This is a genomic window from uncultured Maribacter sp. (assembly GCF_947495965.1).
Taxonomy (GTDB): Bacteria; Bacteroidota; Bacteroidia; order Flavobacteriales; family Flavobacteriaceae; genus Maribacter_B.
In genome coordinates this window covers 149,278-164,023 of sequence record NZ_CANMBB010000001.1, presented here as the reverse complement: position 1 = coordinate 164,023, position 14,746 = coordinate 149,278, and the positions used below count along the sequence as shown (strand labels likewise).

Here is a 14,746-nt window from a genome sequence, read left to right as displayed (position 1 = left end):
AACAATTTTATCTTTTCGGAGTCTTATGGGTGCAGTACGTTTGTATTGTAATCATCAATCAATCAAAATCAACCTATGTTTGACATCGAAAGATGGCAAGAGATTTTTGATACCATTCAAAAAAATAAACTACGGACATTCTTAACTGGTCTTTCTGTAGCTTCTGGGATATTTATTCTGGTTATTTTATTGGGATTTGGACAAGGTATGCAAAATGGAATTGCCGCAGAATTTGAACAAGACGCAGCTACTAGTGTTTGGGTGTGGCCTGGTGTAACTACAATAGAATATAAAGGTCTTAATCCAGGAAGAAGAATTACTCTTACTAATGAGAACTACGAATTTTCAACCCACCTGTTAGAGGAAAATATAGAATACCAATCTCCTAGAATTTTTGTTAGAAATGTTTCGGTAAATTACGGAAAAGAAGCCTTAGCTTATGGTATTCAAGGGGTTTCTAGTCAGTTTCAACAAATAGAAAATGCTAAAATTACAGCAGGGCGTTTTATAAATTATCAGGATGAAATTAGTACAGGTAAAGTTGCCGTAATTGGAGAAAAAATAAGAAAAGATGTTTTTGGAGATTTAGAAACTCCAATAGGAGAGTTTATAGAAATTTCAGGAATTCCTTTTAAGATTATTGGTCAGTTTAAAGAAAAGGAAGATAGAGAAGAAGAAAGAATTTATATTCCAATAACTACAGCTCAGAAAGCTTTTAATGGAGGAGATAGGGTTAATAATTTATCTTACACTTTAACTCCGGCAGAAACTTTTGAAGAAACTGTTGCTCAAGCAATACAATTTAAAAAAGATTTAAAAGGGTATTTACAAAGTGCTCATACGATATCTCCCAAAGATGATAGCGCAATAGAAGTGTGGAGTGCTATGGAAGAAGCAAAAAGATTTTTTAACCTAACAAATAGTATAAAAATTTTCTTTTGGTTTGTTGGTGTGTGTACTATAATTGCAGGAGTAGTGGGGGTTAGTAATATTATGCTCATTGTTGTAAAAGAGCGTACCCGTGAAATAGGAATACGTAAAGCTTTGGGGGCAAAACCTTGGTCTATCGTTGGTATGATTTTGCATGAAGCTATTTTTGTCACCGCCCTCTCCGGATTTGCCGGATTAATATTTAGTATGGGGTTACTAGAAATTGTAGGGCCACATATAGAGGTAGATTATATTTTAAATCCATCTGTAAATTTTAATGTAGCCATAACAACAGTATTTGTATTAATTTTTGCAGGAGCAGTTGCTGGCTTTTTCCCCGCATGGAGAGCAGCAAGTATTCATACAATTGATGCCTTAAGAGACGAATAAAATATGTTTAATAAAGATCGTTGGAAAGAAATTTTAGAGGTGCTAACCAGTAATTGGTTTAGAACGGTTTTAACTGCTTTTGGAGTGTTTTGGGGTATTCTTATACTTATAATCCTATTGGCTGCGGGTAAGGGGTTAGAAAATGGAATTAAGTCCGATTTTGGGGATATTGCAACCAATACAATGTTTATGTGGACAAGAAACACCACTAAACCATACAAAGGCTTACCAAAAGGGAGGCGTTTTAATTTTAAGGTAGACGATGTGCAATCTATAAAAGATAATATTCCTAATCTTAGATTTGTTTCCCCAAGAAATAGGTTAGGTGGTTTTGGTGGAGGTAATAATGTTGTTAGAGGAATTAATGTAGGAGCATATAATGTTTATGGAGATTATCCAGAAATCATTAAACAGGAACCAATGGCTATAACTTCAGGTCGTTTTATTAATTACTCTGATATTAATGAGAAGAAGAAAATTGCCATTATTGGTGAGGGTGTAAAGACTGGTTTATACAAGAAAGGAGAAAAAGTTTTAGGTACTTATATAAAAATACAAGGAATTAGTTTTTTAGTAGTTGGCACCTATAAGAAAAAAAGTAACGATGGAGATGGAGAAGAAGCTCAAAAAGAAATATATGTTCCATTTACTGCTTTTTCGCAAGCATTTAATAGAGGAGATAATGTTGGTTGGATGGCTATAACTGCAAATGATGGGAGCTCAATTTCTAACCTAAAGGAACGTATTGTGACATTGGTTAAAGAAAATAGAAAAGTGCACCCAGAAGATAAAAGAGCGGTTGGTAATTTTGATTTATATGAACAATACAATAGAGTAGAAAGTCTTTTTGGAGCTATGCGTTTTATAGCATATTTCGTTGGGGTGTTAGTTTTGTTGTCTGGGATTATTGGTGTTAGTAATATTATGCTCATTGTGGTAAAAGAACGAACCAAAGAAATTGGTATTAGAAGAGCATTGGGAGAAGACCCATGGTCTATAAAATTACAAATCTTAATGGAATCTATTTTTTTAACCATAATATCTGGTATGGCAGGGATTACCTTTGGAGCATTATTTATTTATGGGATAAATAAAATGTTAGATATGAATGGGCCTGTAGATATGTTTGTAAATCCAAGTGTAAGTCTAGGAGTGGTAGTAGCTGCTTTAATGATATTAATTGTGTCAGGACTTTTAGCTGGTTTTATACCAGCGCAGAGTGCTATAAAAACAAAACCTATAGATGCTTTAAGAGCAGAATAAAATTGCAATCAAAATAAATATTAAAATTTTAAAAATGAAAAAATCAGTAACAATCATCATTTTACTATGCATTTTAATAACTTTTGGGGCTTCTATGTATTATTTGTATCAGAAAAATGCAGAAGACCCAACGGTATATCAAACAGAAATTCCTTCTAAAAAAACAATCATAAAAAAGACCATGGCTACAGGTAGTATTTTGCCTTTAGAGGAGGTTTTAATTAAACCAAACATCTCTGGAGTAATCGAAGAAGTATATGTAGAAGGGGGAGATTATGTTACATCTGGCGATTTGTTATGTAAAATAAAAGTAGTACCCAATTTAAATGCACTTAATGACGCTAGAAATACTATAGATGAAGCAAAAATAAGCTTGGATGATCAGCAAAGAAATCATTTAAGACAAAAGAGTTTGTATGATAAAGGAGTAATATCTAAAGTAGATTTAGAAAGAGCTCAGGTTTCTTATGACCAAGCTAAACAAGCATATAGTGCAGCTAATAAAAGATACGATATTGTAAAGACAGGTACAACAAGAGGTTTTGGTAATGCTGCAAATACATTAATTAGAGCAACTGTTAGTGGAATGGTGTTAGATGTTCCTGTAGAGGTAGGAAACCAAGTAATAGAAAGTAATAACTTTAATGAAGGAACTACAATTGCTTCTATTGCAGATGTTGAAAAAATGATTTTTGAAGGGAAAGTAGATGAGTCTGAAGTAGGAAAAATAAAAGAAGATTTGCCTTTAGAAATTACAATTGGAGCTATTGAAAATAAAACTTTTAATGCTGTCTTAGATTATATAGCGCCTAAAGGGGTAGAGGAAAATGGAGCAATACAGTTTGAAATTAAGGGGACGTTAAGTAAAAAAGACACCACATTTATAAGAGCTGGGTTAAGTGCTAATGCATCTATAATATTAGCTAAAGCAGATAGCGTTTTGTCTTTAAAAGAAGGGCTAGTACAGTATGATAGTAAAACAAAAAAACCTTTTGTAGAGATTGCAATTGGAGAACAAGAATTTGAACGTAAAGAAGTAGAGTTAGGAGTAAGTGACGGTATTTATGTAGAAGTAAAAGAGGGTGTTAATGAAGGAGATAAAGTAAAAGTTTGGAATGAAATAGAGTCCAATGAAGAGTCTAAGTAATATTTAACAAATAATTTTGAAAGAAAAACGTAACAATTCAGGAACTTAGAAGTCTAACTGTTATGTGTTTAAAAAATAGCCATCAAAAAATAAGATAACCATTATGATAGAAATAAAAGATCTTCACAAATCTTATAAAATGGGTAGCAATTCATTGCACGTGTTAAAAGGGATTAATTTTTCGGTAAAAGAAGGAGAATTAGTAGCTATTATGGGGTCTTCTGGTTCTGGAAAATCTACACTTTTAAATATTTTAGGAATGTTAGATGAGTTAGATGAAGGTTCTTATGATTTAGATGGTGTTCCAATTAAAAATTTAAATGAAACCAAAGCAGCTCAGTATAGAAATAAATTTTTGGGTTTTGTTTTTCAATCTTTCAATTTAATAAATTACAAAAGTGCTATGGAAAATGTAGCACTGCCATTATACTATCAAAAAGTAGGTCGTAAGGAACGTCAAGAAAAAGCGCTAAAATATTTAGAGCAAGTAGGTCTTAAGGAATGGGCAACACATTTACCTAATGAGTTGTCTGGGGGACAAAAACAAAGGGTTGCAATTGCAAGAGCAATGGCAGCGGAACCTAAAGTACTTTTGGCAGATGAGCCAACAGGGGCATTAGATAGTAAAACATCTTATGAGGTAATGGACCTTATTCAGAAAATTAATGACCAAGGGAATACGATTCTTTTAGTAACCCATGAGCCAGATATTGCAGACATGTGTAAACGTATTGTGCATTTAAAAGACGGAGTTATTATTGAAGACAAAAAAGTAGAGCAAGTAAGAGCATCTCAATATGTTTAGTAGAGACAACTGGAAAGAAATTTTTGAAACTATTCAAAAAAATAAACTTAGAACATTCTTATCTGGGTTTACGGTTGCTTTGGGTATTTTAATTTTTGTAGTTCTTTTTGGTTTTGGTAATGGTCTTAAAAACACTTTTTCTAAATTTTTTGAGGATGATGCGCAAAATATTATTACCCTTTTTCCTGGGCAAACATCAAAACCATATAAAGGATATAAATCTGGAAGACGAATAGAATTTGATAATTCGGATTTAGAAGATATTAAAACCAATTTCCCAATTTTTCTAGAATATATTACACCAAGAATATCAAGAAATGGTCTAGTAAAATATAAAAATGAATCTAATAATTATTCTACAAGAGCAGTAGCACCATCGCATCAAATTGCAGAGAAGACTATTATTATGAAAGGTAGGTATCTTAATACAAGAGATATAAAGGAAAAGAGTAAAACTGCGGTTATTGGCCGTCTGGTAGAAAAAGACCTATTTGGTGCAAAAAATGCAATGGGAAAATATATAGACATTTCGGGGAGCGCATTTAAAGTTATTGGAGTATACCAAGATGAGGGGGGCGATGATGAAGAAAGGCGTATTTATATACCATATACTACAAGGCAGTTAATAGAAAAAAATACAGATAAGGTAGACCAAATTATTGTAGCTTTTAGGCCAGAACTAGGGTATGCAGGAGCATTGGCATTAGATAAAGGTATAACAGAATTTATAAAGAATAAAAAGTTTATTAACCCTAATGATCAGAACGGTCTTTATGTTAGAAACGTTGCAGAGGGACTTAAAAACACCCAACAAATGGCTTTTGTTTTACAAATGATTGTTGGTTTTGTAGCAATAGGTACTATCATAGCAGGTATTATAGGTATTAGTAATATTATGGTTTTTGTAGTAAAAGAACGTACTAAAGAACTAGGTATTAGAAAAGCTTTAGGAGCCACCCCAAAAGCAGTAATAGGAACTATTTTATTAGAATCTGTTTTTATTACTACAGTTTTTGGTTTTATAGGAATGATTATAGGAATAGCCATTCTAAATTCTATGGGAGATAAATTAAAAGACCGTTTTATAACAGACCCTTACATTGATATGCCAATTGCAATTGGAGCAACAGTTTTGTTAATTATTTTCGGCGCAATTGCAGGGTATATACCAGCAAAAAGAGCAGCAAGAATTAAACCTATTGTAGCATTAAGAGACGAATAATATGAAGTTTTTATTTGACAGCAATACATGGCAAGAGATTTTTGGTTCTATAAGTAAGAATAAAACCAGAACAATAATTACAGTAATAGGTGTTCTTTGGGGTATTTTTATATATGTAGCACTTTCTGGTGCTGCTAAAGGTTTAGATAATGGTTTTGATAAAGCTTTTAAAACCGTAGCTATGAATAGTATGTTTGTTTGGGCACAAAATACAAGCATGCCGTATGATGGTTTTAAAACGGGAAGGCCTATGCAGCTTAAATTGGGAGATGTTGAAACTTTAGAAAATAGAATTCCTGAAATACAATATATAGCGCCAAGAATTACGCAAGGGCAATTTGGTTCTAAACCAGTATATACTGTTAGAGGCCAAAAATCTGGTTCTTATACATTAAATGGGGATTATCCTATTTATACAAAAATATCTACAAAAAAAATATTTGATGGAGGTAGGTTCATAAACCAAGAAGATATGGACCAAGCCAGAAAGGTTATTGTTATAGGGGAACGTGTGCAACAAGAGCTCTATAAAAAAGGAGAAGACCCTGTAGGCTCTTATGTTCGTGTAGGGAATGTATATTTTCAGGTAATAGGAGTACATAAACTAGCGCAAGGGGTAAGTTTCGACTCGGATAGTGCTATGTTTATTCCATTTTCTACGTATCGTAAATTGTATAATTCTGGAGATAATGTAGGGTATTTATGTATAGCTGCTTATGATGATGCAGATGTTGTACAGGTAGAAAAAGATATAAAAGCAATATTAAAAAGTACCCATAGAGTAAACCCTAAAGATGAAAGAGCATTTGGTTCTTTTAATTTAGGCGAACGCTTTGGTGAAATTATGGGTTTTGCAGACGGATTAACATTTATGTCCTTAGTAGTAGGTATAGCTACCATATTGGCAGGAGTAATAGGTATAGGGAATATACTTTTAATTTCGGTAAAAGAACGTACCAAAGAATTAGGAGTGCGTAGAGCATTAGGGGCAACCCCTTCAGAAGTAAGAAATCAAATTATATTAGAGTCTGTTTTTTTAACCCTTATAGCAGGAGTAGTGGGTATTATATTAGGTGCGGGCTTACTTAGTGGTTTAAATGCCTTTACTAAAGATGCAGACTTTCCATATGCCAACCCAACAGTACCCATACCTTATGTTTTAGGAGCTTTGGCAATCATGGTAATTTTAGGAACATTAATAGGTTTAATTCCAGCGCAAAGAGCAGTAAGTATTAAGCCAATAGATGCATTAAGAGAAGAATAATAAAACCAATCATAAAATAAACACAAATTAAAATGAACAAAACTGTAAAGTATATTCTAATAAGTCTTTTGGTATTAGGTGCGTTATGGGCTGCTGTATTTTTTATAAAATCTAATAGCAAATCTGCAATTACGTATGAAACTAGTAAACCATTTATTTCTAGTATAGAGAAAAAAACGGTAGCAACGGGAAAAGTTGTTCCAGAAGAAGAAGTAGAGATAAAACCTCAAATTTCTGGTATTATTCAAAAAATATATTTAGAAGAAGGGGCAAAAGTTAAGGCTGGAGATTTAATTGCTCTTATTAAAGTGGTTCCTAATGAGCAATCTTTAAATCAGTCCCGAGGTAGGGTTCGTAATGCAGAGTTGGCATTAAATAATGTTAAGATAGAATTTGATAGGAATAAAAACCTTTTTGATAAAGGCGTAATTTCTAGCCAAGACTTTAATGCAATTCAATTACAATACAACCAAGCACAACAGGAACTAAAAAATTCTAGGGCAGATTATCAAATTATTAGAGTGGGTTCTTCTGGGGGTTCTTCTAGTGCAAATACAAATATTAGAGCTACAGTGGCTGGTACAATTTTAGAAATTCCTGTAGAAGAAGGGGATCAAGTTATTCAAAGTAATAATTTTAATGATGGTACTACTATTGCTTCTATTGCAGATTTAAGTAAAATGATTTTTGAAGGAAAGGTAGATGAAGGTGAAGTAGGGAAATTAAAAGTAGGAACACCTTTAAAAATTAGCTTAGGAGCAGTTGAAGATGTAGAGTTAGATGCAAAATTAAAATTCATAGCACCTAAAGGTATAGAAGAAACAGGAGCTGTTCAATTTAGAATTGAAGGAGATGTAGAAATTAAAGAGGACCTTTTTATTCGAGCTGGGTATAGTGCAAATGCATCTATTGTATTAGAGAAAAAAGAGGATGTTCTTGTAATTCCAGAAGCATTACTACAGTTTGATAAAAAGACAGATGAACCTTATGTAGAAGTGGCTAATGGTAATGTAGAAGACCAAAAGTTTGAAAGAAAAAATATTGAAATTGGAATATCTGATGGAGTTAATGTAGAAATTATTTCAGGCATTACTGAAGAAGATGAGGTAAAACAGTGGAATAAAACAGAGCCTATTAAAATTGGTGATAAAGATAAAAAAGAGGAAGATTCCGAAGAAAGTGAAGAGTAAAAACATCAATCAATAATCAAAAATAATCAAAAATGAAATTTAAAATAACAACACTATTTTTAGTTTTAGTGCTGGGTATAGCTTCTGCGCAAGAAAAGAAATGGACTTTAGAAGAGTGTGTTACTTATGCAGTAGAAAACAACTTATCTATAGAACAGTTTGCCTTAGATCTAGAGAATACTAAAATTGAAGAATCTGATGCTTTTGGAAATTTATTACCAAACTTAAATGCATTAAGTTCTGCATCTAGCAATACAGGGTTTTCTATTAACCCTACAAATAATGCACCAACTAATACTACTGCTTTTAATGTGAATGGAAGCTTAAGTTCTAATATTACTTTGTTTAATGGTTTACGAAATATAAATAGACTACATAGAGCAAAATTAAACGCCATTGCAGGGCAATATAGATTAGATGATTTAAAGGATGATATTAGACTAAATGTTGCTAATGCTTATTTACAAGTATTATCTAACAAAGAAAATTTAAAAGTTTCTAGAGCGCAATACGCCGTTACAGAGCAAGATTTAAAAAGAATTAAAGAGCTAGTAGATTCTGGAGTTGTACCTAGAGGAGATTTATTAGAAATTGAAGCAACTGCAGTTAACCAAGAACAACAAATTGTAAACGGTGAAAGTAGAGTATTAATCTCTAGAATAAATTTAGCCCAGTTATTGCAAATTACAGATTATGAAAATTTTGATGTAGTAGAAGAAACTTTTGCTATTCCGCCTTCCAATATATTAGATAATTCTGCAAAAGATATTTTTAATAAAGCTTTAAGCTACAGGAATGATATTAGGTTTTCTGAATCTAATGTTTCTCTTGCCGAAAAAGATTTAAAAATAGCAAAAGGAGCTATTTACCCTACACTTTCGGGATTTGCTAATTACGGTTCTAGATATTCTGACGCAACTACTTTACCAGGAGGAATTTCTCCAAATTTTACAGATCAATTATGGATTTTTGATGGGGTTTCTTATGGTGCTCAGCTAAATGTTCCCATTTTTAATGGATTTAGTACTAAGAATAATATTAAAAGAGCAAAGATTCAGCTAGAAAAAAGTAAACTACAATATGAGCAAGATAAGTTAGATTTAGAATCCAATATACAACAGGCTTATGTAGATGTAAAAACCTTTTATAAAGCATATGAAGCAGCTGAAAAAACATTAGAAGCAAGAAGGTTGGCTTATAATTATTCTAAAGAACGTTTTGATGTAGGACTAATGAATGCTTTTGATTTTAGCCAGGCACAATCTAGAGTAGATAATGCAGAGGCAGATGTAGTACGTACAAAATATGATTATATTTTTAGATTAAAAATATTAGAATTCTATTTTGGTATTCCTATTGCGTTAAACTAGATTATATTTGTAGCCATTATGGCAATATTATTAAATTTAGAAACAGCAACAACTAACTGCTCTGTTAGTATAGCAAAAGACGGAGAGCTTATTATTTTAAAAGAACATAACTCTTCTAATTATTCACATGCGGAACAATTACACATGTTTATAGAGGAAGCTTTGCAAGAAGCTTCCTTGTCTATTAAAGATATAGATGCTATTGCGGTAAGTAAAGGCCCAGGTTCTTATACAGGTTTGCGTATAGGAGTCTCTGCAGCAAAGGGATTATGTTTTTCTTTAGGTGTTCCTTTAATTTCTATAGCTACGCTGGAAAGTATGGCGCATCAAGTAGTTTTAGAAGAAAATACTGTAATTATTCCGGTTTTAGATGCAAGAAGAATGGAAGTGTATTCTTCTGTTTTTAACGCTTCGTATTCAGAAATAAGAGAAACTCGTGCAGAAATTATTGACGAAAATTCTTTTAGTGAATATACAGAAAAAGGTAAAGTTATTATTGCAGGAAGTGGGGCCGAAAAGTGTAAAGAAATTTTAACACATCCTAATTTTATATGTAATACTACAGTTGTTCCTTCGGCAAAAGAAATGGCATCATTATCTTATCAGAAATTCAAAGACAAGAATTTTGAAGATGTAGCTTACTTTGAGCCTTATTACTTAAAAGATTTTGTTTTGTTGCAAAAAAAGAAAAAGGCATAAAAAAAGCGCCTAGTTAGGCGCTTTAAGAATAGTATTTGTAATTTATTTTACTTCAAAAGTAATTTTTAGGTTTACTCTAAAATCTGTAACCTCGCCGTCTTCTACACTTGCACTTTGGTCTTGTACATATACAGAACGAATGTTTTTTACACTTTTAGAAGCGTGAGAAACTGCTTTTTTAGTTGCATCTTCCCAACTTTTGCTAGAATTTGCTAATACTTCAATAACTTTTAAAATTGCCATAATTAATGATTTTTGTTTTCTCTAAAGTAAGAAAATAAAACAGAAATCCCTAAAAGCTAAATAGTTACCCGTTTACAGCAACTACCTCATTTATTTTATCACCCATCATATTTTTTAGCATAGTTTCTATCCCGTTTTTTAGTGTAAACGTTGAAGAAGGACAACCACTGCATGCACCTTGTAAAATTACATTTACAGTTTTAGTATCTTCTTCATAAGATTGGAATAAAATATTACCACCATCACTAGCAACGGCTGGCTTTACATATTCTTCTAAAATATCTACAATTTGTTTAGAAGTGTCATCTAGGCTTACTGCTTTTTCTACTTCTACAGGAGCAGCAACTTTTGTTTGCTGTTCTATAGTATCTGAAACCACTTGTTTTCCTGCTGCAATAAACTCTCTAATAAGCTCTCTTAAAGGCATAGTAATGTCTTCCCATTCTGCAACATCATATTTAGAAACCGAAACATAATTTTCATCAATAAAAACTTGTTTAACAAAAGGAAGTTGAAATAATTCTAATGCTAATGGGGAGTCTTTTGCTTCATCAATATTCTTAAATTCAAAAGCTGTTGCAACAATCTTTCTGCTAGCTACAAATTTCATTGTAGTTGGGTTAGGCGTAACTTCTGCATATACCGTTACAGCAACTGGTTTGCCTGTGTTCTCTTCTATAACAACTGGTTCACCAGAGTTTAAGTATTCTACTAATTGTTGTGCAACTTCATCCTTAACATCATCCCAGGCAACAATATCATACCTTTCTAAGCCAATAAAATTACCAGAAATATAAACAGTCTTAATAAAAGGAAGATAAAATAATTGTTGTGCTAAAGGCGAGTTTTTTGCTTCATCAATATTTTTAAATTCAAAATTAGTATGACTTGTTAATAGATGATTTGTTTCAAATTTTAATATGTTAGGATTGTTTGTGCTAACAACTGTAATAGTGTACTCCTTCATGAATCTGTATTTTACACAAAAATACAAAGTAATTCTTAGTTAACACTTGGATAATATTGTTGTATTTAACTCGTTATATTATATGTTTGCAAGGTGTAACAACCAATTAGCCCAATTTACTAGATGAAAAACCGCATTTTACTTCTATTTTCTTTCTTTGTGTTAAGTTTTAATTCTTATGCACAGGAGGGTATTCCAGTATATTTTGATTATTTATCCGATAATTATTATTTAGTATTTCCTTCCATGGCAGGTATTGGCGAAGGAGGTAAAATACGTGGTACGATACGTAAACAATGGTTTAATGTAGATGAAGCACCAAGCTTACAGACTCTAAATGCGCATTTTAGAATTGCAGATAGTGATAGTGGTATAGGTTTTATATTTCATAATGATGCTAATGGATATCATTCACAAACCGGTTTTAAAGCAACTTATGCTCACCATTTAAGAATGGGTAGTGAGGATGTTCGTATATTAAACCAATTATCTTTTGGTTTAAGTGCAGGTTATTTGCAAAGTAATTTAGATGAATCTGAATTTAGAAGTGTAATTCCGGATCCTATTATTAATGGAACTAATAATAGTGTTGGTTATTTTAATATTGATTTAGGAATGTCTTATAATTATAAAGATTTCTACGCACATTTTGCAATGTTAAATGCACTGAATAGTGATAGAAATTTGTATAATTCAAACGTAAATGTTGCTCCTGTTGTTGCAATCGATAATGTTAGACGATTTGTAGTAGGTACTGGATATATTTTTGGTAGAAATGAATGGCAAGTAGAACCTTCGGTATTATTCCAGTTAACAGATTTTACAAAAGAAAAGACTATAGATTTCAATGCTAAGGTTTACCGTGATGTAGATTTTGGAAGACTTTGGGCTGGTGTTTCTTACCGTAGAAGCTTTGATGGTGCTCAGTTTCAGTCTAACGGAACCTTTGGAGAACAAAGGTTGCAATTAATAACACCAATTATAGGAGCTAATATTAAGAATTTCTTAGTTTCTTATAACTATTCCTACCAAATGGGAGATATTCGTTTTGATAACGGAGGTTTTCATCAAATAACAGTAGGTTACGATTTTGGACAATCAGAACGTAAATATGATTGTTATTGCCCTGCAGCACAGTAAAAGGATAATGTGTTTACCTTAGAAAAGATAAACACATTATAAAACAAAACCTAACAATTAAATTTTATTGTTCCCATTTATAGTTTTTAGAGGCAGCTTGCTTTTGAATAGCTTTTAACATCGCATTTTCTAATTCTCCTTTTACATTTTCTTTTTGGTTTTTAGCAATATAAGAGTTTCTCTTTGTATTCAAATCTTGTATTTCTTTCTGAATTTTAACTCGCTCTGCCTTTTTCGCTTTAATGTAACTTTTAATTTCTGAGTTAGATTTTTCTTTTAGTTCCGAAGGTAAGTCTTCCTTTTTAATTTTAGAAACATCAAAAGAAGCATCATCTGCAGCATCTACTAAATCCCAGTTTTTATTTTTATATAATCTAGAACTTTTACTAACGGCACGTTTTACAGCAACAGCTTCTTCCATTTCCATAGCATTACTGTCTTGTATGCTTTGCATTTTATGTTTAGAAGCACCAAGTGAGCCATAGGAAATGTAGGTTTTGTTTAGCTTAGCGTTTAACTTTATAATTACCTCATCATAAGGGGTGTCTATATGTACCACTTTTTTATTGTGGTCAATTGCAATATATTCTCCACCGGTAAGCGTAGCTCCTTTTTTCCATTTGCTATTTATGCCTTGTTCGTAATTACCACAAAAGATAGTATTTACAATAACATCTTTTTCTTTAGCATTAGTAACTGCATCCTCATAATTTAATTTTCCTTGTGTAAAAGGTTCATTGCCAGCAATAAAAATTAGCTTTAGATTATCTTGGTTGTTTCCCCATTCTAATTGTTTTAATGAAGTTTGTATTACTTCACCACAATATTCTTCACCACCATTAGTAGTAAGCGAAAATAATTTTTCAGAAATTTCATCTAAATCGCCACTAAAATTTAATACTTGCTGTATGTATCCTTCTTTAGAAGATAAAGCATCATTCCCATATTGGTACAATGCAATTTGTAGATTTGGTTTTGCTTCATTTCCGCATTTTGCATGGGTAAATTTATTTACAATATCCCATAATTGCGCTTTGGCTTGGTTTATTAAACCATCCATACTATTACTAGTGTCTAATAACAGGGCAATCTTAACGGTATTGCTTGTAACAGGTTTTTCTGTAAGTGCCTGTGCATATATAGTTTTTGTTTTCTTTTTTGTTTCGCAACCAAAAGTTGTGGTGCAAATTAACGCCATAACTACAAGACTAAGAATAGAGTTTACTTTTTTCATTTTATTGTTTTTTAGAATTATTTTTTTTGATTTTAAGGTGTTTTTAATTTATTAATAGTGATACTAACTAAGTATGCGAAAAGAGCTAAAAAGGATAAAGCCGCCATTATTTTTATATACGTTTCTAATGTCCATTCTAAAGCAGATAATATTTTAGTTATTAGGGATGCATTTATCTTTTTACCTTCAGATAAAGTAAATTGTACGGTGCAAAATTCATTCTCGTCATCAAAATTACCAAGGCTAACCCCTAAATCTTGAAGCTGTTGTTCTATCTCTAGAATTCTATTTTCTAGCTGCATAAACTCATCAATCCTACCACCTTTAGCCTTTAACTCTAGCAGAGCTGTTCTAATTTTTTCGAGAGATAGTTTTTTAGCATTTAGCTCTTTGTATTCATTGGTTTTATCGGTTTTTGTAATTTGTTTAGCCGAAACAACACCTATTTTTATTAGACTTTGGTACATGTCATCAAAATTTTCGGGAGGTACACCAATAGAAAAGTTTAAATTTCTATTGCCGGCATTACCACTTTTGTTTTCATATTGTATTAAAGCTTTGTAGTTTTTTATCTGACTTCTAATTAATTTTTCATCCGAAATAAAATCTGATGTTCCAGAACTAATTTTTGCTATTTTTTCATACTTCTGGTCTATTCTAGTTTGTGTAACAGCGCTAGTGTTAGAGAATACTTCATGTTTTTTAGAAGCATAATTTTTTCTAACATCCCAAATGGTTTCAGAAATAAGCTGATTGTTAAATTGTATTGCAGTTTCTTTTTCGTTGTAACTATATATAAAACGTATTATAAACAGTGTTATAAAACCTCCGATTAGGAGCATTACATATTTTTTAAAATTCTGTTTTGTTTTTGTTGTCATT

At 31.8% G+C, this 14,746-nt stretch carries 14 protein-coding genes; 10 read left to right on the top strand and 4 right to left on the bottom strand.

Features of this window, described 5'->3' with window-relative positions; genetic code table 11:
• Positions 1 to 75: 75 nt before the first annotated feature.
• From Q0820_RS00780 to tsaB, 9 genes are all read left to right on the top strand, one after another.
• Positions 76 to 1,320: an ABC transporter permease gene (locus tag Q0820_RS00780; protein ID WP_298484301.1), complete on the top strand. Its 1,245-nt coding sequence runs from the start codon at positions 76 to 78 to the stop codon at positions 1,318 to 1,320.
• A 3-nt stretch (positions 1,321 to 1,323) separates the two neighbouring features.
• Positions 1,324 to 2,583 (top strand): ABC transporter permease, encoded by a 1,260-nt coding sequence (locus Q0820_RS00775; protein ID WP_298484300.1) that lies wholly within the window; start codon positions 1,324 to 1,326, stop codon positions 2,581 to 2,583.
• Positions 2,584 to 2,617: 34 nt separating this feature from the next.
• Positions 2,618 to 3,730, top strand: coding sequence for an efflux RND transporter periplasmic adaptor subunit (locus Q0820_RS00770; protein WP_298484299.1), 1,113 nt, complete (start codon positions 2,618 to 2,620; stop codon positions 3,728 to 3,730).
• Positions 3,731 to 3,833: 103 nt separating this feature from the next.
• Complete coding sequence (locus Q0820_RS00765; protein ID WP_298484298.1) at positions 3,834 to 4,535, top strand: ABC transporter ATP-binding protein; 702 nt, start codon at positions 3,834 to 3,836, stop codon at positions 4,533 to 4,535.
• Positions 4,528 to 5,757, top strand: coding sequence for an ABC transporter permease (locus Q0820_RS00760; RefSeq protein ID WP_298484297.1), 1,230 nt, complete (start codon positions 4,528 to 4,530; stop codon positions 5,755 to 5,757). The genes Q0820_RS00765 and Q0820_RS00760 overlap by 8 nt, the downstream gene beginning before the upstream one ends.
• Position 5,758: 1 nt before the next feature.
• Positions 5,759 to 7,021: an ABC transporter permease gene (locus tag Q0820_RS00755; protein WP_298484296.1), complete on the top strand. Its 1,263-nt coding sequence runs from the start codon at positions 5,759 to 5,761 to the stop codon at positions 7,019 to 7,021.
• Between the two features lie 32 nt (positions 7,022 to 7,053).
• Positions 7,054 to 8,211 carry an efflux RND transporter periplasmic adaptor subunit gene (locus Q0820_RS00750; protein WP_298484295.1) on the top strand — a complete coding sequence of 386 codons (1,158 nt, stop codon included), beginning with the start codon at positions 7,054 to 7,056 and terminating at the stop codon, positions 8,209 to 8,211.
• A 32-nt stretch (positions 8,212 to 8,243) separates the two neighbouring features.
• Positions 8,244 to 9,581 (top strand): TolC family protein, encoded by a 1,338-nt coding sequence (locus Q0820_RS00745; protein ID WP_298484294.1) that lies wholly within the window; start codon positions 8,244 to 8,246, stop codon positions 9,579 to 9,581.
• An 18-nt stretch (positions 9,582 to 9,599) separates the two neighbouring features.
• Entirely contained in the window at positions 9,600 to 10,280 is a 681-nt protein-coding gene (gene tsaB / locus Q0820_RS00740) for a tRNA (adenosine(37)-N6)-threonylcarbamoyltransferase complex dimerization subunit type 1 TsaB (RefSeq protein ID WP_298484293.1), read from the top strand.
• 42 nt (positions 10,281 to 10,322) lie between these two features.
• On the opposite strand, the gene Q0820_RS00735 is transcribed toward tsaB, so the two are convergent.
• Both Q0820_RS00735 and Q0820_RS00730 read right to left on the bottom strand, forming a co-directional pair.
• Positions 10,323 to 10,523: a dodecin family protein gene (locus tag Q0820_RS00735; RefSeq protein ID WP_298484292.1), complete on the bottom strand. Its 201-nt coding sequence runs from the start codon at positions 10,521 to 10,523 to the stop codon at positions 10,323 to 10,325.
• Between the two features lie 64 nt (positions 10,524 to 10,587).
• The gene (locus Q0820_RS00730) at positions 10,588 to 11,490 is read right to left on the bottom strand and encodes a NifU family protein (RefSeq protein WP_298484291.1); all 903 of its coding nucleotides are present in this window, start codon (positions 11,488 to 11,490) and stop codon (positions 10,588 to 10,590) included.
• Positions 11,491 to 11,613: 123 nt separating this feature from the next.
• On the opposite strand from Q0820_RS00730, the gene Q0820_RS00725 reads away from it, so the two are divergent.
• A complete protein-coding gene (locus Q0820_RS00725; RefSeq protein WP_298484290.1) occupies positions 11,614 to 12,630 on the top strand; it encodes a type IX secretion system membrane protein PorP/SprF in 1,017 nt (338 codons plus the stop codon).
• A gap of 64 nt (positions 12,631 to 12,694) precedes the next feature.
• On the opposite strand, the gene Q0820_RS00720 is transcribed toward Q0820_RS00725, so the two are convergent.
• Positions 12,695 to 13,864 (bottom strand): VWA domain-containing protein, encoded by a 1,170-nt coding sequence (locus Q0820_RS00720; protein WP_298484289.1) that lies wholly within the window; start codon positions 13,862 to 13,864, stop codon positions 12,695 to 12,697.
• Between the two features lie 32 nt (positions 13,865 to 13,896).
• Positions 13,897 to 14,745 (bottom strand): DUF4349 domain-containing protein, encoded by an 849-nt coding sequence (locus tag Q0820_RS00715; RefSeq protein WP_298484288.1) that lies wholly within the window; start codon positions 14,743 to 14,745, stop codon positions 13,897 to 13,899.
• Position 14,746 lies beyond the last annotated feature (1 nt).